The 19,590-nt window shown below is 66.4% G+C and carries 19 protein-coding genes; 13 read left to right on the top strand and 6 right to left on the bottom strand.

The features are described 5' to 3' along the window. Nucleotides 1–18: 18 nt before the first annotated feature. A complete protein-coding gene (locus P73_RS02070; RefSeq protein ID WP_052453527.1) occupies nt 19–462 on the top strand; it encodes a L,D-transpeptidase family protein in 444 nt (147 codons plus the stop codon). Nucleotides 463–516: 54 nt separating this feature from the next. On the opposite strand, the gene P73_RS02065 is transcribed toward P73_RS02070, so the two are convergent. Continuing rightward, nucleotides 517–1,170: a YggS family pyridoxal phosphate-dependent enzyme gene (locus P73_RS02065; protein ID WP_043868240.1), complete on the bottom strand. Its 654-nt coding sequence runs from the start codon at nt 1,168–1,170 to the stop codon at nt 517–519. A 215-nt stretch (nt 1,171–1,385) separates the two neighbouring features. Here P73_RS02065 and P73_RS02060 point away from each other — a divergent pair, with 215 nt between their 5' ends. The 6 genes from P73_RS02060 (at nt 1,386) to P73_RS02035 (ending at nt 8,460) form a co-directional block, all read left to right on the top strand. Then, nucleotides 1,386–2,567 (top strand): porin, encoded by a 1,182-nt coding sequence (locus P73_RS02060; protein WP_043868239.1) that lies wholly within the window; start codon nt 1,386–1,388, stop codon nt 2,565–2,567. Nucleotides 2,568–2,695: 128 nt separating this feature from the next. After that, nucleotides 2,696–3,250, top strand: coding sequence for a DUF3576 domain-containing protein (locus tag P73_RS02055; RefSeq protein WP_043868238.1), 555 nt, complete (start codon nt 2,696–2,698; stop codon nt 3,248–3,250). Nucleotides 3,251–3,345: 95 nt separating this feature from the next. Beyond that, nucleotides 3,346–5,895, top strand: a complete 2,550-nt coding sequence (leuS, locus tag P73_RS02050; protein WP_043868237.1) for a leucine--tRNA ligase — start codon at nt 3,346–3,348, stop codon at nt 5,893–5,895. Continuing rightward, nucleotides 5,882–6,367, top strand: a complete 486-nt coding sequence (gene lptE, locus P73_RS02045) for an LPS assembly lipoprotein LptE (RefSeq protein ID WP_043868236.1) — start codon at nt 5,882–5,884, stop codon at nt 6,365–6,367. Before leuS ends, lptE begins: the two co-directional genes overlap by 14 nt. Further along, a complete protein-coding gene (gene holA, locus P73_RS02040) occupies nt 6,364–7,389 on the top strand; it encodes a DNA polymerase III subunit delta (protein WP_043868235.1) in 1,026 nt (341 codons plus the stop codon). The genes lptE and holA overlap by 4 nt, the downstream gene beginning before the upstream one ends. 72 nt (nt 7,390–7,461) lie before the next feature. After that, on the top strand, nt 7,462–8,460 hold the full coding sequence (locus P73_RS02035) for an LLM class flavin-dependent oxidoreductase (protein WP_174446897.1): 999 nt from the start codon (nt 7,462–7,464) through the stop codon (nt 8,458–8,460). Here P73_RS02035 and P73_RS02030 read toward each other — a convergent pair. Genes P73_RS02030 through P73_RS02020 form a run of 3 tightly spaced genes read right to left on the bottom strand, consistent with a single transcriptional unit; the run spans nt 8,444 to nt 10,985 of the window. After that, entirely contained in the window at nt 8,444–9,562 is a 1,119-nt protein-coding gene (locus tag P73_RS02030; RefSeq protein WP_052453526.1) for a TIGR03862 family flavoprotein, read from the bottom strand. The genes P73_RS02035 and P73_RS02030 overlap by 17 nt on opposite strands. A gap of 56 nt (nt 9,563–9,618) precedes the next feature. Then, the gene (locus tag P73_RS02025; RefSeq protein ID WP_043868233.1) at nt 9,619–10,233 is read right to left on the bottom strand and encodes an enoyl-CoA hydratase/isomerase family protein; all 615 of its coding nucleotides are present in this window, start codon (nt 10,231–10,233) and stop codon (nt 9,619–9,621) included. Next, nucleotides 10,230–10,985, bottom strand: coding sequence for an SDR family oxidoreductase (locus tag P73_RS02020; RefSeq protein ID WP_043868232.1), 756 nt, complete (start codon nt 10,983–10,985; stop codon nt 10,230–10,232). Before P73_RS02020 ends, P73_RS02025 begins: the two co-directional genes overlap by 4 nt. A gap of 117 nt (nt 10,986–11,102) precedes the next feature. On the opposite strand from P73_RS02020, the gene P73_RS02015 reads away from it, so the two are divergent. The 3 genes from P73_RS02015 (at nt 11,103) to P73_RS02005 (ending at nt 14,835) form a co-directional block, all read left to right on the top strand. Continuing rightward, the gene (locus P73_RS02015; protein ID WP_043868231.1) at nt 11,103–12,635 is read left to right on the top strand and encodes a DUF2125 domain-containing protein; all 1,533 of its coding nucleotides are present in this window, start codon (nt 11,103–11,105) and stop codon (nt 12,633–12,635) included. Nucleotides 12,636–12,728: 93 nt separating this feature from the next. Then, nucleotides 12,729–14,072 carry a TldD/PmbA family protein gene (locus P73_RS02010; protein WP_043868230.1) on the top strand — a complete coding sequence of 448 codons (1,344 nt, stop codon included), beginning with the start codon at nt 12,729–12,731 and terminating at the stop codon, nt 14,070–14,072. Beyond that, entirely contained in the window at nt 14,059–14,835 is a 777-nt protein-coding gene (locus P73_RS02005; RefSeq protein ID WP_043868229.1) for a 3'(2'),5'-bisphosphate nucleotidase CysQ, read from the top strand. The genes P73_RS02010 and P73_RS02005 overlap by 14 nt, the downstream gene beginning before the upstream one ends. Before the next feature lie 3 nt (nt 14,836–14,838). Here P73_RS02005 and P73_RS02000 read toward each other — a convergent pair whose 3' ends face one another. Next, a complete protein-coding gene (locus tag P73_RS02000; RefSeq protein WP_043868228.1) occupies nt 14,839–16,059 on the bottom strand; it encodes a glycosyltransferase family protein in 1,221 nt (406 codons plus the stop codon). A 3-nt stretch (nt 16,060–16,062) separates the two neighbouring features. Next, nucleotides 16,063–16,869 (bottom strand): HAD-IIB family hydrolase, encoded by an 807-nt coding sequence (locus P73_RS01995; protein WP_043868227.1) that lies wholly within the window; start codon nt 16,867–16,869, stop codon nt 16,063–16,065. Between the two features lie 178 nt (nt 16,870–17,047). Here P73_RS01995 and P73_RS01990 point away from each other — a divergent pair, with 178 nt between their 5' ends. From P73_RS01990 to lpxK, 3 genes are read left to right on the top strand one after another with little or no spacing between them, the layout of a single operon-like run. Further along, nucleotides 17,048–17,293, top strand: coding sequence for a DUF4170 domain-containing protein (locus P73_RS01990; RefSeq protein WP_043868226.1), 246 nt, complete (start codon nt 17,048–17,050; stop codon nt 17,291–17,293). A 12-nt stretch (nt 17,294–17,305) separates the two neighbouring features. Continuing rightward, a complete protein-coding gene (locus tag P73_RS01985; RefSeq protein ID WP_043868225.1) occupies nt 17,306–18,598 on the top strand; it encodes a 3-deoxy-D-manno-octulosonic acid transferase in 1,293 nt (430 codons plus the stop codon). After that, nucleotides 18,595–19,587, top strand: coding sequence for a tetraacyldisaccharide 4'-kinase (gene lpxK, locus P73_RS01980; RefSeq protein WP_043868224.1), 993 nt, complete (start codon nt 18,595–18,597; stop codon nt 19,585–19,587). The genes P73_RS01985 and lpxK overlap by 4 nt, the downstream gene beginning before the upstream one ends. Nucleotides 19,588–19,590 lie beyond the last annotated feature (3 nt).

Raw genomic sequence — 19,590 nt, 5'->3', positions numbered from 1 at the left:
CGCTGGGGCGCCCGCTTCATGGGGCGCCGCTTTCCCTGCGCCATCGGCAAGGGCGGGATCGTCGCCGACAAGCGCGAGGGCGACGGCGGCACGCCGGCGGGCATCCATCGCCTGCCCGCCCTGCTCTACCGCCCGGACCGCGTTCCCGCCCTGCCGGGACGGCAGATCGGCCCGCGCGACCTGTGGTGCGACGCGGGCGATCATCCGGCCTACAACCACCTCGTCCGCGCGCCCTTCGCGGCAAGCCACGAGCGCATGCGCCGCGCCGACCGCCTCTATGACCTCGTCATCCTCACCGACTGGAACTGGCCTGAGGCGACGCCCGGAAAGGGCTCTGCCATCTTCGTGCACCGCTGGCGCAAGCCGCGGCACCCGACCGAGGGCTGTGTCGCCTTCCGGGCCGATCACCTGCGCTGGATCGCAGAGCGGATCACGCCGGAGACGCGGCTGGTCATCCGGTGATCCGGTGCCCGACGCAAGCCCGACGCCAGGCCGACGCAAATCCGACAGCCGGTTTCAGGCATAATCCCGCGCTCCGAAGATCGCGGAACCGACCCGCACATGGGTCGCTCCCTGCGCGATCGCACTCTCGAAATCGTCGGACATGCCCATCGACAACCCCGCAATCCCGTTGCGTTTCGCGATCTTCGCCAGCAGTGCAAAATGCAAAGACGGCTCCTCATCGACGGGCGGAATACACATCAGCCCCTCGATCGGGAGCCCCAGATCCCGGCACTCCGCGATGAAGCCATCCGCCTCCCCCGGCCGCACCCCGGCCTTCTGCGGCTCCTCCCCGGTGTTGACCTGGATAAAGAGCTTAGGACAACGTCCCAACTCCTCCGCGATCCGCGCGATGCTCCGCGCGAGCCGCGGCCGGTCGAGCGTGTGAATCGCGTCGAACAGCTCCATCGCCTGACGCACCTTGTTGGTCTGCAACGGGCCGATGAGATGCAGCTCGACCCCCTGGAACCGCGCCCTGAAAGCCGGCCATTTCCCCGCCGCCTCCTGCACCCGGTTCTCGCCGAAGACACGATGCCCCTGCTCCAGAACCTCGAGGACGCGCGCGTCCGGCTGGACCTTGGACACCGCGATCAGCGTCACGCTCTCCGGCGCGCGGCCGACACGCTCCGCCTCCGCCGCCACCCGCGCCCTGATCTCCTGAAGCCCCATATCTGCCTCCAAATCCTCGATAATCCACACTCCGTGGAGTTCTATGCTCCCTTCGCACCAAGGCGCAACAGGTGTGTGACCAAGTTGCATCATTTTGGCGGGAGCTTGTCACGCGACCTCGCGTTTGCTTGACCGAAAAGTCATCTGGGCGCATTCCTCTGGCCATGTGTCGGGTAAGCCGGCATGCCTGATATTCAAAATCCACGAGGGAAAAAATGAAAAAGATCCTTCTTTCTTCCGCCGCCATCGTCGCCTTCGCCGGCGCCGCGGCCGCTGAAGTGTCCTGGTCCGGCAAGGCCGAGATCGGCTACAACGACGATTACGAAGACGGCTTCTACATCGATTCCGACATCTACATCACCGCGTCGCAAGAGCTGAACAACGGCTGGACCGCGGAACTGACCTTCGGCATCGAGCTGAACGACACCAACAACGACGATGACGAAGAAGACGGCTTCAACGCCGACGACAACGATCTGACCCTCAGCATCTACAACGACATCTACAACTTCACCTATGGTGATACCGAATACGCGCCGATTTCCTACTGGAGAGGCGTGTCGGACATGGTCGCTGACGGTGTCAACGAATACGACGACGAATCCGTGGTCCGTTTCGACGCTGACTTCGGCACCATCAAGGGCGGCATCTCCGCCACCGTCGACAATGATACGGGCGATCTCTACAGCGTGGGCGTCGGCTTCCAGGCTGACTTCGACACCTTCTACGTCTCCGGTATCTATCAGGAAGAAGACGAGGATCTCCTGGATGCTTGTGACGCCGACGGGCTCCCGGCTGGCTGTGACCCGGATACCATCCAGGATGATGATATCCTTGACAACCTCGCCCAAAACGGCGGCGACCTGAACGGCGACGGCATCTGGGGCCTCTCCGTGGGCACCGTGTTCGCTGGCGCCGATGTCCGTCTCGCCTACGCCTCCAACGATACCGACGACACGGAATCCGTGGGTGTCCAGGTCTCCTACCCGATCGGCCCGGTCACCCTCACCGGCTATTACGTGTCGGAAGACCAGGATCGCTCCTGGGGTGACGACTACACCTATGGCCTGACCGCCCTCTACGCCGACGGCCCGGTCACCGTTCTCGCCCACTACGAATCCTACGGCGGCGAAGAAGAATACAACCTCGAAGGCGCCTATGACTTCGGCTACGGCCTGGTTGTGACTGCCGGTTACATCGACGGTGACGACGAAGGCGATGACGACTTCGCGACCTACGTCGTGGCCGAATACGACCTCGGCGGCGGTGCGTCCTTCCTCGCCTCCTATGCCGATGCGAACTCCGACGCGGCCGAGTCCACCGACGACATCGACACCGGCGTCGGCGGCTACGAGCTGTATTCCGGCGGCACGCTGGCTCTGACCTTCGAATTCTGATCCCTTCCGGATCCGGATTTACGGGGGCCGCCCTTCGGGGCGGCCCTTTTCTTTTGCAATCTGGACACTTGTTCCCGCGTCCAACCGGTTATACGGTTGCCGCGATCTGGAAAGAGGGGAGCCCCTGCATGTTTCGCCGTATTCACGTCCTGGCCGCCGGCCTCGCCGCAACGCTGACACTCGCGGGCTGTGGCAGTTTCGGCTCGCTCGGCGACAGCATCGGCTCCGGCCCCTTCTCCGGCGGACGGACCGTCACCACCGCCACAGGCGAAGAGGAGGTCGTGGACACGCGCAGCACCGCGCAGGTGGTCGAGACCCCGCCGGGCGAAACCGTCATCGTCGAACAGCCGAGGCGCCGCATCCTCTTCGGCGGCGGGCGCGGCTCGATCGAGGATCGCGTGCAGGTGAACAAGTATATCTGGAACGCCGCGCTCGACGTGCTTTCCTTCCTGCCCGTGCAGGAGGCCGATCCCTTCACCGGCGTCATCATCACCGGCTACGGCACGCCGCCGGGCGGCGGCACGGCCTATCGCGCGGTGGTCCATGTCACCGATCCGGCGCTCGACGCGCGCACGCTGAACCTGTCGCTTTACACCCGCTCCGGCGCGGTGAGCGCGGAAACCGTCCACGCCGTCGAGGACGCGATCCTGACCCGCGCACGGCAGCTCCGCACAGGCCAGTAAGCACGCGTTCCGACTGGACCGCGGACGCTCCACGTTTTAAGACAACGCCGGGCCGGACGCCCGGCGTTTTTACTGACACTCCCGAAGGACTTCCCATGAGCCGCTACGCGCCGAGTGAGATCGAACCGAAATGGCAGACCGCCTGGACCGAGGCGGAGGTCTTCCTCGCGAAACGCGACGAGACGAAGCCGAAATACTACGTGCTCGAGATGTTTCCCTATCCTTCGGGTCGCATCCATATCGGCCATGTGCGCAACTACACGATGGGCGACGTGGTGGCCCGGTTCAAATCCTCCACCGGTCATAACGTGCTGCACCCGATGGGTTGGGACGCCTTCGGCATGCCGGCGGAAAACGCGGCGATGGCCTCCGGCGGGCATCCCGGCACCTGGACCTACCAGAACATCGACACGATGCGCGAACAGATGAAGCCGCTTGGCCTCTCGATCGACTGGACGCGCGAATTCGCAACCTGCGATCCCGAATATTATGGCCAGCAACAGGCGATGTTCATCGACATGCTGCACAAGGGGCTGGTCTATCGCAAAAACGCCACCGTGAACTGGGATCCGGTGGACATGACCGTGCTCGCCAACGAGCAGGTGATCGACGGCTGCGGCTGGCGGTCCGGCGCACCGGTGGAACGGCGCGAACTGGTGCAGTGGTTCTTCAAGATCTCGGACTATTCCGAGGATCTGCTCGACGCGATCGACGGGCTCGACAACTGGCCCGAAAAGGTCAAGACGATGCAGCGCAACTGGATCGGGAAATCGCGCGGCCTGCAATTCGCCTTCTCCCTGATCGACCGGCCGGAGGGCGCGGACCGGGTGGAGGTCTACACCACCCGCCCGGACACGCTCATGGGCGCCTCCTTCGTCGGCATTTCCTCCGATCATCCGCTGGCAAGGAAACTCGCCGCAGACGATCCCGAGATTGCCGCCTTCTGCGAGGAATGCCGCAAGGGCGGCACCACCGAGGAAGCCATCGAGAAGGCCGAGAAGCTGGGGCTGGACACCGGGCTGACCGTGCGCCACCCGTTCGACACGTCCTGGAAGCTGCCGGTCTATATCGCGAATTTCATCCTGATGGATTACGGCACCGGCGCGATCTTCGGCTGCCCGGCACACGACCAGCGCGATTTCGATTTTGCAACGAAATATGGCTTGCCGATCACCTATGTCTTCGAACCCGTCGAAGGCGAGCTGAACACGAAGGAAGCCTTCGTCCCGCTCAAGTCAGAGAAGGTCCGCTACATCCGCGGCTTTGCCGGCGACGAGATCCAGACCGGCGAGGAGGGCGTCGAGACGGCGGTCGATTTCTGCGAAGCAAACGGCGTCGGCCATGGCGTGACGAAATTCCGCCTGCGCGACTGGGGCCTGTCGCGGCAACGCTACTGGGGCTGCCCGATCCCGGTGGTCCATTGCGAGAGCTGCGGCGTCGTCCCGGAGAAGAAGGAGAACCTTCCCGTCCGGCTTCCCGAGGACGTCACGTTCGACGTGCCCGGCAATCCGCTCGATCGTCACCCGACCTGGCGCAACACGACCTGCCCGCAATGCGGCGGCGCGGCGCTGCGCGAGACGGACACGATGGACACCTTCGTCGACAGCTCGTGGTATTACGCCCGCTTCACCGCGCCACACGCGAACACGCCGACGGTGAAGGAGGACGCGGAATACTGGATGAACGTCGACCAGTATATCGGCGGGATCGAGCACGCGATCCTGCACCTGCTCTATTCGCGCTTCTTCGCGCGCGCGATGAACGAGACCGGGCATCTGCCGGACAAGTCCCGCGAGCCGTTCAACGCGCTGTTCACGCAGGGCATGGTGACCCACGCGATCTATCAGACCCGCGGCGCAGACGGGCGGCCGAAATACCATTATCCCGAAGAGGTCGAGCTGCGCGACGGCAAGGGCTATCTCAAGGACGGCGCAGAGGTGGAGATCGTGCCTTCGGCCAAGATGTCGAAATCGAAGAACAACGTCGTCGATCCGGTCGCGATCATCGAACAATACGGCGCGGACACCGCGCGCTGGTTCGTCCTGTCCGACAGCCCGCCCGAGCGCGATGTGGAATGGACCGCGGCGGGCGCCGAAGCCGCGAACAGGCATCTCGCCCGCGTCTGGCGGCTGGCCGCCGAGCTGGAGAGCATGCCGGAGACAGGCGAAGGCGACGAGGATCTCTTGCGCGCGACGCACAAGGCGATGTTCGAGGTGACCCAGGGCATCGAGAGCTTCGGCTTCAACAGCTCCATCGCGAAGCTCTACGCCTTTACCAACGCCGTGTCGAAATCGAAGGCGGGGCGCGAGGCGAAACGGTTCGCGCTCAGGACCATGGCACAGCTCATGTCGCCGATGACGCCGCATCTCGCGGAGGAGATGTGGGCCATGCTCGGCAGCGAGGGGCTCGTTGCGCAGGCGCCCTGGCCCGTGCCCGACGAGGCGATGCTCGTGGAGGACAGCGTGACGCTTCCGATCCAGATCAACGGCAAGCGGCGCGACGAGATCACCGTGCCGAAGGACATGCCGAAGGAAGAGGTTGAAAAGCTGGTTCTGGCGAACGAAGCTGTGCAGAGGGCGCTCGAGGGCGGGCAGCCCAAAAAGCTCATCGTCGTGCCGGGTCGCATCGTCAATGTCGTCATTTGATCGCCGCATCTTTCTGCTCTCGGCCATGGCCCTCACGGGCTGTGGCTTTACCCCCGCCTATGCGCCGGGCGGCGCGGGACGGGCGCTGAGAGGCCGGGTCGCGATCGACGCGCCCGACACCCGCGAAGGCTATGCGCTCGTCGAACAGCTCACGAAGTCCTTCGGCACCCCGACGTCTCCCGCCTACCGGTTGAGCTATCGCATCCGGACCGAACGGAATTCCGTGGGCATCACCCGCGATCAGGAGATCAGCCGCTATCACATCACCGGACGGGTGGCCTATACGCTGACGGAAATCGCCGGGGGCACGCCGGTGGCGAGCGGCGAGGCGCAGAGCTTCACCGCTTATTCCGCCACGGGCTCCACCGTCGCCTCCGTCACGGCGCCGCGCGACGCCTATAGCCGGCTGATGGTGATCCTCGCCGATCAGATCGTAAGCCAGATCCTCGTCCAGACCGGGACGGAGGCATGAAACTCTCTGCCCGCGATGCCATCGGCTATTTCGCAAAGCCCGATCCGAACAAGGCGGGCCTGCTTCTCTACGGTCCCGACACGATGCGGATCGCACTGCGCCGGCAGGAGGTGATCGCCGCGCTCATCGGCCCGCAGGGCGAGGAGGAAATGCGCCTGACCCGCATCGGCGGCGGAGAGCTTCGCAAGGACAAGGCGCTGCTGATGGACGCGATGAAGGCGGTGGGCTTCTTTCCCGGACCGCGCGTCGCCTTCGTCGAGGAGGCGACGGACCAGATCGCCGACATGGTCAAGGAGGCGTTGTTCGACTGGCGCCCCGGCGATGCCCAGATCGTCGTCACCGCCGGACAGCTCAAGGCCAGTTCCAAACTGCGCAAGCTCTTCGAAGGCCATCCCTCCGCCTATGCCATCGCGATCTATGCCGATCCGCCCTCGCGCGCGGAAATCGAGGCGACGCTCGAGAAGGCGGGCGTAGCCAATATCTCCCGCGAGGCGATGACGGATATCGAGGCCCTGTCGCGCACGCTTGATCCCCGCGATTTCCGCCAGACGCTCGACAAGCTCGCGCTCTACAAGTTCGGCGACACGAATCCGGTGACGAGCGAAGACGTGCAGACCTGCGCGCCGGCCACGTCCGAAGCGGAGGTGGACGACGTGCTGAATGTCGTGGCCGAGGGGCGTGCCACGGAACTCGGTCCGCTCATGGTGAAGATCGACGGACAAGGCATCGATCCGGTCACGCTGTCGATCTTCGCCATGCGCCATTTCCGCACGCTCCACGCCGCCGCCTCCGATCCCGGCGGCGCCGCTGCGGGTATCGGGCGCGCGCGTCCGCCGATCTTCGGCCCGCGCCGCGACCGCATGGTGCGCCAGGCTTCGACCTGGGGGATGCACAAGCTCGAGACGGCACTCGGGATCCTCACGGAGACCGATCTCACCCTGCGCTCCTCGTCGAAAGCGCCCACTTTCGCCGTCATAGAGCGCGCCTTCATCCGGCTTGCGATGCTCGCGCAACGGCGCTGAGCGGAATTCCACAGGCCCGCGGATTTGACCTCGCAGAAATGCGCACCCATGTCTGGCGGAAAGGAGAGGCCCATGATCCCCTATTCCCTGCTCGACCTCGCTCCCGTGCCCGAGGGCGCGACCATTGCTCAAGCGCTGAGGAACAGCGCGGATCTCGCGCGCCACGCCGAGGACTGGGGCTATAACCGGTACTGGCTGGCGGAACACCACAACATGCCGGGCATCGCCTCCGCGGCCACGGCCGTGGTGATCTCCCATATTGCGCAGCACACACAGACGATGCGGGTGGGCGCGGGCGGCATCATGCTGCCGAACCATGCGCCCTTGCAGGTGGCAGAGGCCTTCGGCACCCTGCGCGAACTCTATGGCGACCGGATCGACCTCGGCGTCGGACGCGCGCCGGGCACGGACATGCCGACCGCGCGTGCGCTGCGCCGCAACCTCCTCCCCGGTCAGGCGAATGCGGAAAGCTTCCCGCAGGATGTGCAGGAACTCATCGCCTACCTCGGCGACATGCCCGATGATGCGCCCGTGCATGCCTTTCCCGGACAAGGCACGCATGTCCCGGTGTGGATGCTCGGCTCCTCCACCTATGGCGCGGAACTGGCGGCGCTCCTCGGCCTGCCCTATGCCTTCGCCTCCCATTTCGCGCCCGCGGCACTCGACCAGGCGGTGCGCATCTATCGCGACCTGTTTCGCCCCTCCGATCTTCTCGACAAGCCCTATTTCATGCTCGCGACCAACATCTTCGCTGCGGAAACCGCGGAGGAGGCGTTGTTCCTGCGCTCCTCCATGATGCTGACCTTCGCCAATCTGCGCATGGGGCGGCCCGGCAAGCTGCCGCACCCTGTGAAGGACGTCGCCAGCGTCATACCGAAACAGTTCCTGCCCGCGCTCGAAGCGATCTTCGACGTCTCCGCGACCGGCACTCCGGACATGGTGCGCGATCAGATGGAGGCCCTGCTCCGGCGCTATCAGCCCGACGAGGTCATCATCACCGGCAATATCCATGACCATGCGGCCCGGCTGCGCTCCTTCGAGATCGCCGCGGAGGTCATGAAATCGCTCTGAGTGCCCCGAGCGCGGCATGGCGGCCCGTGGCCAGACAGGCGGTCAGGAGATAGCCGCCGGTCGGCGCGTCCCAGTCGAGCATTTCGCCTGCAAAGAACCATCCCGGCCTCGCCCTCGCCTCGAGATCTTCGGTGAGACTGTCGAACCTCACACCTCCCGCCGTCGAGATCGCCTCGTCCATCGGGCGAGGCACCGCGCCCGTCATCTCGAGCCGTTTCAGCGCCCGCGAAAGATCCTCCGGCTGCGGCCCCGCGAATTCCATCAGCAACGCGCGCTTTTCCGGCGGGAGGCGGAAGGCGCGGGACAGAAACCGGCTCGTGCTCTCCTTCGGCTTGCGCCGCGCCAGCGCCTCCTGCACCTTCATGTCGGGCCAGTCCGGCAGGAGATCGACATACAGCGGCGCGCCCTCCCGGATCTCCCGCGTGAGCGCATAGATCCCGCCGCCTTCCAGCCCGCTGGACGAGATCACGAATTCGCCGCGGCTTTCCAGCTCCCCCGCATGCAGCCTCACGCCCTTCACCGGCCGACCGAAATGCGGGCGCATGTGCGGCGTCCACCGGATCGACAGGCCAACGTTCGATGCCGCGAAGGGCGTGAGCGCGACGTGGGGCGACAGGAGGTCCGTCCAGGCGCCCGTCGAGCCCAGTCTGGCCCAGCTCGCACCGCCGAGGGCAAAGACGACGACCCCTGCCGACACGCAATGCACACCGTCGGGTGTGTCGAATTCCACCGCATCGCCTAGCCCGGCCATACGCCAGTTTCGCCGCAATTCGACGCCCTGCCCGTCGAGCCGCGCAAGCCAGGCGCGCAGGAGCGGAGAGGCCTTCATCGCCCTCGGAAAGACACGGCCGGAAGACCCGGTGAACATCTCCTGGCCAAGATTCTCGGCCCAGCCGATCACCTCCCGCGGTCCGAAGGCCGCGAGGGCGGCCTGCAAGGCGGGCGGTCGCGGACCATAGGCAGACATAAAGCGCGGGATCGGCTCATCCTTCGTCAGGTTCAGTCCCGATTTCCCCGCCATGAGAAACTTGCGCGCGGGTGATGGCTTTGCCTCCGCAACCACGGTGCGGAGGCCCGCGGCACCGAGCATCTCCGCGGCCATCAGCCCGGCAGGCCCCGCGCCGACGACAAGGGCGTCAACCTGTTCTGGCGGCTGGCTCACGACGGGATCAGCGCCTTGATCCCTGCCACATGGGCGGGATCGGCCGCACGTGCCGCCTCGGCGAGGGCAAGAACGGCCTCCGGCTGCTCCGACGCCGGAACGAGGCGATCGACAAGCCCCCAGCCGAGCGCCTCTTCGGCAGAGACCTTCTGACCCGCCATGAGGATCATCTTGGCCCGCGCGGGACCGACGAGCGTGCTCAGGCGCAGCGGATCGGAGGGTTGCGGCAGGAAACCGAGTTTCATCACCGGATAGAAGAAATGCGCACCGGGATCCGCAATCCTGATGTCACAGGCGAGCGCCATTCCGAAGGCGCCGCCGGCCAGCGTGCCGTTGAGCGCAGCGATGGTGAGGCAGGACAGGGCCGCGATCCGCCCCGACAGCTCCTCCCAGAGCGGCGAGGTAGCAAGACCGTTGCGCGCCTCCTCGAGATCCGCCCCGGCGGAGAATACTTTGCCCGCTCCCGTCAATACCAGAACCTTCGCCCCGCCCGCAGCAGCCGCAGCGATCTCGCACAGTTGCGTCAGCATGTCGGCGGTCAGGGAGTTGGCCTTTTGCGGCCGGGTCAGGGTCGCGGTCCAGAGATCGCCGTCCTTTCGAAGCTCGATCATGCGACCAGCCCCAGCCTGCGGCGAAAATCCTCGTCGCGGAGTTGCAACTCCTCGCCCAGATGCCGGTCCGCCTCCGGGCCGCACATCCACAGCAGCGCGTGAGCGGGCCAATCGGGCGGAATATGCTCCGACCAGTCGAGCTGGCTGACGGGATTGACACCCGAGGCCCTGATCTCCCGCTGCATCTGTGTCGCGACCGTACCCGGCGAGAGGCCCATGGCGCGAATGCCTTGCGCGCGCTCCTCGTGATCGAGCATCGCCGTCAGCATCGCCACCCCGGCCTTCGAACTGCAATAGGCGCTCCAGCCCTCGACGGGGCGATGCGCCGCGCCCGAGGAGATCGTGAGAACGGTGCCGCCGCCACGGGACACCATACCCGGCACGACGCGACGCATGGCGTGGAACACGCCCTTGAGATTGACGTCGAGCGCCGCGCCGTAGGCGGCCGGATCGGTCTCTCGAAGGCGCGAGATCGGCTCGATCACCCCGGCATTGTTCACCAGCACGTCGACGGGGCCGAGTTCGGCCTCGATCCGGCCGACCGCGGCGTCGATCGCGTCATACTCCGCGACATCGCAACTGAGGGAGAGGGCATCGCCCCCGATCTCCCGCGCGATCCGTGCCACCGCATCGGCACTGCGCGCGAGCAAGGCGACCCTCGCCCCGGCCTCCGCGAAGAGCCGCGCGGTCGCCTCTCCGATACCGCGGCTCGCGCCCGTCACGAGCGCGGTCTTTCCGGTGAGATCCGTCATGGTGCTGTCTCCCTCACGTTTCCCTCCGAGCTTACTCACAGCATTGTCGGGGTTCCAGTCTTGACCCCCCCGACAAAGAAGGAAACTGTGGGGCCGACCTTTTCGGGAGAAGAAGAAATGCAATCCAGAATCCTTGCCGCCGCCCTGTCCACGACCTGCCTCGTCGGTGCGCCGGCCCTTGCCGACGTCACGCCGGAGGACGTCTGGGAGTCCTATCGGGACATGATGACCGCCACCGGCATGGAAGTCAGCGCCGACGAAAGCCGCGATGGCGAGACGCTGGTCGTCCGCAACATGATCTACAGCATGACGATCGAGACGCCCACGGGCCCCGTCACGACGAGCGCGACCGCACCCGAGCTGCGGTTCGAGCAGCTGCCCAGGGGAGAGGTGAGCCTGCGCTTCGCCTCCCCCATCACCACCATATCGCGCGTGCCGGAGGATCCGGCACTCGGCACCCCCGCCTTTGAAAGCCGTGCCGAAATGACCATCGAGGGCGAGACCGTGGTCTCCGGCGATCCCCGCGATATGGTCTATGCCACGCAGGGAGGTGCCGTCGTGATGACGAGCGCACCGGTCGAAGTCGACGGACAGCAGCTCCAGCCGGGCGTCCGTCTGGCGATCGACCAGATCGACGGCAACTTCTCCCTGGTGCGCGAGCAGGAAACCCTGCGCTCGGAGACCGATTTCACCGCCGGCACCTTTACCTACGGGATCGACCCGTTCACCTCCGAAGGCGCCACGGTCGAGGCCGCCTTCACCGCCTCCGGCATCACCGGGACGGGCAATTTTTCCATCTCGGACGCGGGCACGCCGGGCGACATGGCCGCCTTCCTCGGCGGGGGCGTGATGGATTTCACGCTCAAGGCGGGCAAGAGCAGTTCGACCATGCGCGTCACCGGCGCCGAGGACAACGCGCCGCTCGATATCCTCGCCAATACCGGCCCGACCGATCTCGCCATCACACTCGACAAGGGCATTCTGACCTATGACGCGGCCGCGCAGAAGGTCGATCTGTCCTTCGCGGGGCCGCAGATCCCCGGCCAGCAGGCGCAACTCGTGGTCAACCGCTATGCCGCCGGGCTCACATTCCCCATGGGGGCGAGCGACGCGGATCAGCCCTTCCGCCTCAAGCTCGCGCTCGAGGAGGTGACGCTGCCGCCGATCGCCTGGGCAATGCTCGACCCGCAGAACGAGATGCCGCACGATCCGGCCACGCTGCGCTTCGAACTCGGCGGCACGGTGCAGAGCGACATCGCGTTCTACGACATGGAGCAGATCAGCCGGCTCGAAAGCGAAGGCGAGGAGGCCGTCACGCCGAAGACCGTGAAGATCCCGGAGCTGTTCCTGTCGCTTGCGGGTGCGCGCATCAGCGGAAGCGGCGACGGCCGGTTCCTCGACAAGGCCCCGGCAATCCCCGGCGGCCTGCCCCCGTTCGCGGGCACCCTGTCGCTCAACCTCAAGGGCGTGCCGACCCTCATCGACCGGCTGGCGAACTCCGGCCTGCTGCCGCAGGAAACGGCCATGTCCGCGCAGATGATGCTCGGCATGTTCGCCCGCCCCGGCGAAGCGCCGGACGAACTCGTCTCCGAGCTCGAGCTGACCGAACAGGGCCAGATCGTGGCGAACGGACAGCCGCTGCCCTTCTGACGTCGGATCCCGCACCGCTTGCATGCGGCCCGCGGGCGGCTTAACTGCTCTTTCGGGGCCCGCACGGCGGGCCTCGGAACGAAAGGGGAGCACATGACCCAGACCCTCGGCGAACTGACACAAGCGCTGCTCGATCAGGCGATGCGGGCGGGCGCGGATGCCGCGGACGCGATCGCGGTGGACGGCACTTCCGTCTCCATCGATGTGCGCGAGGGCGCGCTCGAACACGCGGAACGCTCCGAGGGCGTGGATATCGGCCTCCGGGTCCTGATCGGAAAGCGGCAGGCGACGGTCTCCGCCTCCGACACGCGTCCCGAGACGCTCGCGACCATGGCCGAACGCGCGGTGGCGATGGCCCGGCTCGCACCCGAGGATCCCTTTGCCGGCCTCGCCGATCCGGCACAACTCATCGCGACGACCGACAGCACCACGCTCGATCTCTTCGATCCGTCGGAGCCGCCCTCCCCGGAGGCACTGAAACAGGACGCGCTGCGCGCCGAAGCCGCCGCGCGCCGGATTGCGGGGATCAGCAAGGTCGAGGCCTCTGCCGCCTATGGCGCACGCCGTGTCCACCTGGCGGCGACCAACGGCTTTTCCGGCGGCTACCGGCGCACCGACCGCATGACCTCGGCCGTCGCCATTGCGGGCGAAGGCACGGGGATGGAGCGCGACTATTGCGGCGAAAGCCGGATCTACGGCGCCGACCTGCCGGACCCGGAGGAGATCGGAAGGCGTGCCGCGGAACGAACGGTCGCCCGGCTCGGCGCACGCAAGCCCAAGACCGGGGCCTCCCCCATCCTCTATGACGAACGCGTATCCTCCTCGCTTATCGGCCACCTGCTTGCCGCGATCAACGGCAGCGCCATCGCCCGCGGCGCGAGCTGGCTTCGCGATGCGATGGACGAACCGGTCCTGCCCGAGGGGCTGTCGCTGGTCGAGGATCCCCATCGCCCCCGCACCGCCGCCTCCCGGCTGTTCGATGCGGAAGGCATCGCAACGCGCAAGGCGGCGCTGGTGCAGGACGGCCGGCTGATGGAATGGGTGCTGGATCTTGGCACGGCGCGCAAGCTCGGGCTGGAGACGAACGGCCATGCTGCGCGCGGCGTCTCTTCCGCACCCTCGCCTTCGGTGACGAATGTGGAACTGACCCAGGGCAACAGGACACGCGACGAGCTGATGCGGGAGATGGGGACGGGGCTGCTCGTCACCTCGATGATCGGCGCCTCGATCAACCCCACCACCGGCGACTATTCGCGCGGAGCGAACGGGTTCTGGGTCGAGAACGGCGAAATCGCTTATCCCGTCAACGAATGCACCATCGCGGGCAATCTTCGGGAGATGCTCCGCACGCTCGTGCCCGCGAACGACGCCCGCACCTATCTCAGCCGGGTCGTGCCCTCGCTGCTCATCGAAGGAATGACCGTTGCGGGCGAATGACGATCTCGAGCTCCTGATCGAGGCGGCGAGGAACGCGGGCGACATCGCCCGGCCCTACTGGCGCGCGGAGCCGAAGGCATGGGACAAGGGCGGTGGCGCAGGACCGGTGACGGAGGCCGATCTCGCCGTCGACCGGATGCTGCACGAATACCTGCTCTCCGAGCGGCCGGACTACGGCTGGCTTTCGGAGGAGACGGTGGATACCACCGCGCGTCTCGGCCGGAACAGGGTCTTCATCGTCGACCCCATCGACGGCACCCGCAGCTTCATCGACGGGGATCGCAACTGGGCGCATTCACTTGCCATCGCCGAAGAGGGGGAGGTCGTGGCCGCCGTGGTCTATCTGCCGCTGCGAGACCGGCTCTTCACCGCGACGAAAGGCGAGGGCGCGCGTCTGAACGACGAGACGCTGCACACCTCCGGCCGATGCGATCTCGACGGGGCGCAGGTGCTCGCGACGAGGCATCACCTGCGGGACGAGCACTGGAAGGGCGGGACGCCGAAATTCGTGCACAAGTTCCGCCCCTCGCTGGCCTACCGCCTCTCGCTCGTGGCGCAGGGGCGCTACGACGCGATGCTGACGCTGCGCGAGACATGGGAATGGGACGTCGCCGCCGGAACGCTGATCGTCGCGGAGGCGGGCGGCCGCGTCAGCGACCGCCGCGGCGCCCCGCCACGCTTCAACCGCCCGATCCCGAAGATCGACGGCCTCGTCGCGGGCTGTCCGCCGCTCGCGCAGGGCATCCTCGACCGTCTCGCCTGAGCCTCAGGCGAATTCCGCCATGTCCTCCGCCACGGCGCGGGTCATCGAGGCGATGATGTCGGGATCGGCCGCGTGCACGCGACTCCAGTTCGAGATGAACGGCGTCTCCATCGGATTTTCCAGGAACACGTTGCCCGCACGAATGATGTTGTTGGCGAACATTTCCACGGCCTGCTCCTCCACATGCCGGTCGACGTGCAGACCGTTCATGCGCGCATCGTTGAAATAGGTCTCGATGAGATCGAGGGCGCCGCGGTAATATGTGGCCTTGATCGAGCGGAAGATCTCCTCGGTAAAGACCGTGCCATCGGCGGCGAGCTTGCGATAGAGCGCCTTACAGATATCGACGGACATGCGCGAAAGGCCGGTGGAGGCGTCCTCCTGGCTCAGGTCCTGATGCTTGTGGTCGTAACGGTCGGAGATCTCGACCTGACAGACCGCACGGGGACTGAGATTGCGCCAGGCTTCCGACAGGAGCCCGATCTCGAGACCCCAGTCCGAGGGAATGCGCATGTCCGGCAGGATGGAGGTCCGCATCGCGAATTCCCCTGCGAGCGGGTAACGGAAATCCGCCAGGAAATCGAGATAGTCGCGCGGCCCCAGCACCTTTGCGAGCGCGTGGATCATCGGCGTGACGAGAAGGCGGGAGACACGCCCGTTGAGCTTTCCATCGGCCACGCGCGGATAGAACCCCTTGGACATCTGGTAAGGAAAGGTCGGGTTGGCGACCGGATAGACCAGCCGCGCCAGCAATTCAGCGTTGTAGGTCACCACATCGCAGTCATGCACCGCCACGACGGCGCTGTCGGCACGGGCGATCGTGTAGCCGACGCAGAACCACACGTTGCGCCCCTTGCCCGGTTCCGAGGGCGACAGGTCGAGCTCCCTCAGCCGCGCATCCACCGCCTGGAGCCGCGGCCCGTCGTTCCATAGCACGACATGATCGGCCCGCAGCCGCGAGAAGAACCGGCAGGCATGGCGATATTGCGCCTCGTCCGCCCGGTCGAGGCCGACGACGATCCGATGGATGAACTCGACCTTGTTGAGCTCGTCTATGATGTTCGGAAGCGCATCGCCCTCGAGTTCGGAATAGAGCGACGGCAGGATCAGCGTGATTTTCCGCGTGGCGGCGAAGGCGTTCAGCTCGCGGTTGAGATCCGCTGCCGAGTTGAGCCGAAGGTTATGGAGCGTCGCGACCTGTCCGCCCTGATGGAAATCCGCCATGTTTCAGCCTCTCTGTTCATACTGCTCTGAAATACGTGCCAGAACCGCGCGATTCCAGCCTTCCGGGCCCTGCGCGGCGGTGCGGGTGATCCGCCCCTCCGCCTCGCCGGGAAGCTCCGCGATCCCCGGCCCGTGCAAATTCCTCACGATGACGCCGAAATCCGCCGCCTCGATCATCTCGACATCGTTGGGCGCATCGCCGAGCGCCATGGTGACGGCGCGGGGCGCAATCCCGGCGGCGATCTCCGCCATGCGGTCGGCCTTTGTCGCCCCGAAGGAGAGGGTGAGAAAACGGCCCCCCTGGCGGGCGACGATCCCGCCTTCGGCAAGCGCCGCCTCGAACGCCAACCGCATCTTTTCCGTGCCGCTCCAGAGGCCAGGCTCGGAAAACTGCCTTTGCACCGCAAGCCGCGCCTCCGGCAGGGCAAGGCCCGTGCGTGCGGCGACCTCCTCCACGCTCCAGTCCGAAAATCCCCGGAACGGGGCACGAAGATCCTGCGGCAGCCTGTCGAGACAGGCGAGAATGGCCTCATGGGCATCGCCTTGGACCGGCGCCTCCTGTCCCGCGGGAAGAAGCCCCGCCCCGTTCTCCACGATCGCGGGACAGTCCAAAAAACCCATGTCGGCCCGCAGGGGGGCGATTTCCGCCGCCGTCTTCGAACTCGCGAGCACGAGCGGAAGTCCGAGCGTCTTCATCAGCTTGAGCGCGGGAAGGGCCTGCATCCAGGAATAGCTGTCGTGACAAAGCAGGGTGCCGTCGAGATCGGAAAACACGATCAGTCGCGGAGCGGTCTTGGGGTCCGGTGTCATGGGGCCATGATGTCGCTAACGGTACCCGAGGGAAACAGGCAGCCCGAGGAATTGGTTCCTGCACTCTGCGGCGCGCCCAACAATTAGGCGACGCACCGCTCCTGCCTCCGTCAAATCATCTGTTTCACCTTTCCGGCGAAACGCATTAGGGTGCGCGCACACAGACCGGAGGTGTTCCATGGCCCAAAGACTTCATCTCGTATTCGGCGGGGAGCTCGTCGATCCGTCCAAGACCGTCTTCCGCAACGTGGACGAGATCCACATCGTCGGCATCTTTCCGGATTACCAGAGCGCCCATGCAGCATGGAAAGCCGAGGCACAGCGCACCGTGGACAACGCTCATATGCGCTATTTCATCGCGCATCTGCACCGTTTGAGGGATGAAGAACAGGTGGCCTCGGCCACCGAAGAGCTTGGAGCGTGAGGCCAAGGCCGAATGGCCCGACCACTCCTTCCCCTGTTTCTCTACAAGAGCCTGAACCGGCGTTCGGAGGCGCGTCTTTCCGGCCGGCTTGAACGTCTCGTCGCCGCCGGTCAACTGGCGCCGGAGCTTCGCGACGCCCGCCTCGCATGGAGCCTGCCGGCCCGGCCGAAAGGCCAATTGATTTGGTTGCACGCGGCAACCGCCCCGTCCGTGCGCCCCGCGATGGAGCTTTTTTCCCGCGTAGCGGAGGATCGGGCGGCGGTGCGCGGTCTCGTCACCGTCGGCTCGGGCAACCCCGTGACGTCCGTCGACACGCCCGAAGACTGCGTGGTCGGCCCCGCACCCGAAGAGGACCTGGCCGTGATACGCCGTTTCCTTACCCATTGGGATCCCGACTGCCTCGTCTGGATCGGCGGCAGGTTCCGCCCGCTCCTGATCGACGCGGCGCGGGAGCGCGGGGTGCCCTGCCTGTCGATCGACGCCCTGAAACCCGCGCTCCAGCTCGACACATCGACCCCCTTCCCCGGTCTCAGGTCCGCGATCCTGCGGTGCTTCGACCATGTCTTCGTCGCCAATGCGGAGGCCGCGGTGCCATGGCGCCGGGCCGGGCTCGATCCCGACGCGATCGACGCCGTCGGATTTCTCGAAGAAGGCGGAATGGCGCCCGCCTATGACGAGGAGGTGCTCGAACGGCGGCGCGGCGAGATCGGGACCCGCCCGATCTGGTTCGCCGCACATGTCCGGTCGGGCGAGGTCGGAGAGGTCATCCGGGCGCACAAGCGCGCCCTTCGCCGCGCGCACCGTCTGCTTCTCGTCCTCTCGCTCGCCGATTGCGCGGATATGCCGAGGGTGCTCGAGCAGTTCGAGAGCGCGAACCTGTCCGCTGCCCTGCTCGACCCGGAAACACCGATCCCGGAAGATCTCCAGGTGCTCCTCACCCACCCCGGCAAACGCGACGGCCTCTGGTATCGGCTCGCGCCCGTCTCCTTCCTCGGCAGTTCCCTGACCCCCTCCGGCGGGATCGACCCCTATCCGGCCGCCGCGATGGGATCGGCGATCATCCACGGTCCCCATGTGGCGGATGTCGCGGCCGCCTACGACAGGCTCGGCAAGGCAAAGGCGACGCGGAAGGTGCGCGACGGTTATGAGCTCGGGGAGGAGATCGACCGGCTCCTCGCCCCCGACCAGGCGGCGCTTCTGGCCGCGGCGGCATGGAACATCTCGTCCTCCGGCGCGGAGGCAACCGACCGCGTGGGCGCGGTGATCGAGGAGATTCTGGACCGGCGCGAGGGAGGGGGCACATGAGGGAACCGCGGTTCTGGTCGAACCCGAAGGAGCGGCCCGGCTGGCAGGCCGGGCTCCTGTCCCCGCTCGCCGCGCTCTATGCCCGAGCCACGGCACGGCGCGTCGCGCAGGACGGTTACAAGGCCGGTATCCCGGTCATCTGCATCGGGAACATCAACGCGGGCGGCACCGGGAAGACCCCGACGACCATCGCCCTCGCGCAGCGGCTGATTGCCCGCGGACAACGGCCGCATGTGGTCTCGCGCGGCTATGGCGGACGGCTCGAAGGGCCGGTCCGGGTCGATGAGCGCCGTCATGACGCGGATGCGGTCGGCGACGAGCCGCTGCTTCTGTCGGCCTTTGCGCCGGTCTGGGTCGCAAAAGACCGCGCCGCCGGCGTGCGCGCGGCCGAGGCGGCGGGCGCGAGCGTTGTCCTTCTCGACGACGGCTTGCAGAATCCGTCGGTACGGAAGGATCTCAGCATCGTCGTGGTCGACGCATGGCGCGGCTTCGGCAACGGGCGGGTGATCCCGGCCGGCCCGCTGCGCGAACCCGTCACCACGGGGCTTGCGCGGGGCGACATCCTTTTGTCCATCGGGAATGGACGGGCGCAGGCCAGGTTCGACACCGGCTGGGCCGCATCCGTCCCGATCCCGCGGATCCGGGGCGAACTCGCGGTGCTCGAGACCGGCCTCGACTGGCCGGGGCTGCGAGCCGTGGCATTCGCGGGGATCGGCCACCCGGAGAAATTCTTCCGCAGCCTGCGCGAGTTGGGCGTCGAGTTGCTGCGCGCGGAAGCGTTGCGGGATCATCAGCGACTGTCCCTGCCGCTGATGACACGTCTCGAAGCCGAGGCGCGCGCCCTGAACGCGCAGATGGTCACCACGGAAAAGGATGCGGTGCGCCTGCCCCGCGCCTTCCGGATGAAGGTGATCACCCTGCCCGTCAGGCTGGAGCTTGCGGACTGGTCCCCGCTCGACGCCCTGCTGAGCCGTCTGGGGCTGGACTAGCCC

This window comes from Celeribacter indicus, from assembly GCF_000819565.1.
Taxonomy (GTDB): Bacteria; Pseudomonadota; Alphaproteobacteria; order Rhodobacterales; family Rhodobacteraceae; genus Celeribacter; species Celeribacter indicus.
This window is presented reverse-complemented; position numbering and strand designations above follow the sequence as displayed.

Bases quoted from the DNA above. Each gene is read 5' to 3' on its own strand.
- P73_RS02060 (WP_043868239.1), top strand. From the start codon at position 1,386: ATGAAAAAGATCCTTCTTTCTTCCGCCGCCATCGTCGCCTTCGCCGGC.
- P73_RS01985 (WP_043868225.1), top strand. From the start codon at position 17,306: ATGGCCCGACCACTCCTTCCCCTGTTTCTCTACAAGAGCCTGAACCGG.
- P73_RS02030 (WP_052453526.1), bottom strand. From the start codon at position 9,562: ATGGCCGCGGAGATGCTCGGTGCCGCGGGCCTCCGCACCGTGGTTGCG.
- P73_RS02015 (WP_043868231.1), top strand. From the start codon at position 11,103: ATGCAATCCAGAATCCTTGCCGCCGCCCTGTCCACGACCTGCCTCGTC.
- lptE (WP_043868236.1), top strand. From the start codon at position 5,882: ATGTCGTCATTTGATCGCCGCATCTTTCTGCTCTCGGCCATGGCCCTC.
- holA (WP_043868235.1), top strand. From the start codon at position 6,364: ATGAAACTCTCTGCCCGCGATGCCATCGGCTATTTCGCAAAGCCCGAT.
- P73_RS02055 (WP_043868238.1), top strand. From the start codon at position 2,696: ATGTTTCGCCGTATTCACGTCCTGGCCGCCGGCCTCGCCGCAACGCTG.
- leuS (WP_043868237.1), top strand. From the start codon at position 3,346: ATGAGCCGCTACGCGCCGAGTGAGATCGAACCGAAATGGCAGACCGCC.
- P73_RS02020 (WP_043868232.1), bottom strand. From the start codon at position 10,985: ATGACGGATCTCACCGGAAAGACCGCGCTCGTGACGGGCGCGAGCCGC.
- lpxK (WP_043868224.1), top strand. From the start codon at position 18,595: ATGAGGGAACCGCGGTTCTGGTCGAACCCGAAGGAGCGGCCCGGCTGG.
- P73_RS02000 (WP_043868228.1), bottom strand. From the start codon at position 16,059: ATGGCGGATTTCCATCAGGGCGGACAGGTCGCGACGCTCCATAACCTT.
- P73_RS01995 (WP_043868227.1), bottom strand. From the start codon at position 16,869: ATGACACCGGACCCCAAGACCGCTCCGCGACTGATCGTGTTTTCCGAT.
- P73_RS02035 (WP_174446897.1), top strand. From the start codon at position 7,462: ATGATCCCCTATTCCCTGCTCGACCTCGCTCCCGTGCCCGAGGGCGCG.
- P73_RS02065 (WP_043868240.1), bottom strand. From the start codon at position 1,170: ATGGGGCTTCAGGAGATCAGGGCGCGGGTGGCGGCGGAGGCGGAGCGT.
- P73_RS02070 (WP_052453527.1), top strand. From the start codon at position 19: ATGGGGCGCCGCTTTCCCTGCGCCATCGGCAAGGGCGGGATCGTCGCC.
- P73_RS02010 (WP_043868230.1), top strand. From the start codon at position 12,729: ATGACCCAGACCCTCGGCGAACTGACACAAGCGCTGCTCGATCAGGCG.
- P73_RS02025 (WP_043868233.1), bottom strand. From the start codon at position 10,233: ATGATCGAGCTTCGAAAGGACGGCGATCTCTGGACCGCGACCCTGACC.
- P73_RS01990 (WP_043868226.1), top strand. From the start codon at position 17,048: ATGGCCCAAAGACTTCATCTCGTATTCGGCGGGGAGCTCGTCGATCCG.